This window comes from Winogradskyella sp. Asnod2-B02-A (genome assembly GCF_045063645.1).
Classification (GTDB): Bacteria; Bacteroidota; Bacteroidia; order Flavobacteriales; family Flavobacteriaceae; genus Winogradskyella.
In genome coordinates this window covers 1-1,124 of record NZ_JBEFOG010000018.1, presented here as the reverse complement: position 1 = coordinate 1,124, position 1,124 = coordinate 1, and the positions used below count along the sequence as shown (strand labels likewise).

The window sequence follows — 1,124 nt, the reverse complement described above, 5'->3', positions numbered from 1 at the left end:
ACGTTGTAAGTAATGCCCAAAAACACCCGAACTGAATGAGAAAAATAGTATTGATTTCGTGCGTTAGTAAAAAATTAGATAGAAAATCGACAGTTGAAAATATTTATATAAGTTCTCTTTTCAAAAAGAATTTAACTTATGCAAAATCATTAAATCCCAATGAAATTTATATTCTATCTGCTGAACACGGACTTTTAAAATTAACAGACGAAATTGAACCTTATGACAAAACTTTGAATAATATGCGTTCAAACGAAATTAAAGAATGGTCGAAAAAAGTCATTTATGAATTGAAAAATTTGACTGATTTAAAAAACGATGAATTTACTTTTTTAGCGGGAGAAAAATATCGAAAATTTTTAATTCCAGAATTGAGTAATGTAAAAATTCCAATGAAAGGTCTGAAAATCGGAAAACAATTACAATGGTTAACAAAACAGAATAATTAATGAGTAAAATTTGTAATGAAATACACGGAATATTCAACAAATTAAAAGAATATTCTTTTCCTTTTAACGAGAAAGAAATCCCGAAAAATGGAATTTATATTTTGTTTGAGAAAGGCGAGAAATTTAATGATTTAAAGAGAATAGTCCGAATTGGAACTCACACAGGAAATAATCAACTTCAATCAAGATTAAAACAACATTTTATTAAAGAAAATAAAGACCGTAGCATTTTTAGAAAAAATATTGGTCGAGCATTATTAAATGCAGAAAATGACAGTTTTTTAAAGCAATGGGAATTAGATTTGACAACCAGAGCAAATAAGAAAAAATATTCGGAACAAATAGATTTTGAGAAACAGCAAAGTATTGAAAAAAAGGTATCTGAATATATTCAAAATAATTTTTCTTTTGTAGTTTTTGAGGTTTTGGAAAAAGAACAGAGATTAAGAATTGAATCAAGAATAATTTCTACAGTTTCAAACTGTACGAATTGTAAACCGAGTGAAAATTGGTTAGGATTATCCTCGCCAAAACAAAAAATAAAAGATAGCGGATTGTGGTTAGTGAATGAACTATGGAAACAGTCTTTATCGGAAAACGAATTAACTGAATTAAAACGAATAATATAAAGCACTACTTACAACACCGTATATAATTTATTGCTGGCTTCTTGCC

General features: G+C 27.5%; 2 protein-coding genes. Both read left to right on the top strand.

Translation table 11 applies throughout. The features are described from left to right. Positions 1–35: 35 nt before the first annotated feature. Positions 36–449, top strand: coding sequence for a DUF6884 domain-containing protein (locus ACJJVO_RS00315; RefSeq protein WP_405569018.1), 414 nt, complete (start codon positions 36–38; stop codon positions 447–449). Continuing rightward, complete coding sequence (locus ACJJVO_RS00310) at positions 449–1,078, top strand: hypothetical protein (protein WP_405569015.1); 630 nt, start codon at positions 449–451, stop codon at positions 1,076–1,078. The genes ACJJVO_RS00315 and ACJJVO_RS00310 overlap by 1 nt, the downstream gene beginning before the upstream one ends. The last annotated feature ends 46 nt before the right edge of the window (positions 1,079–1,124 follow it).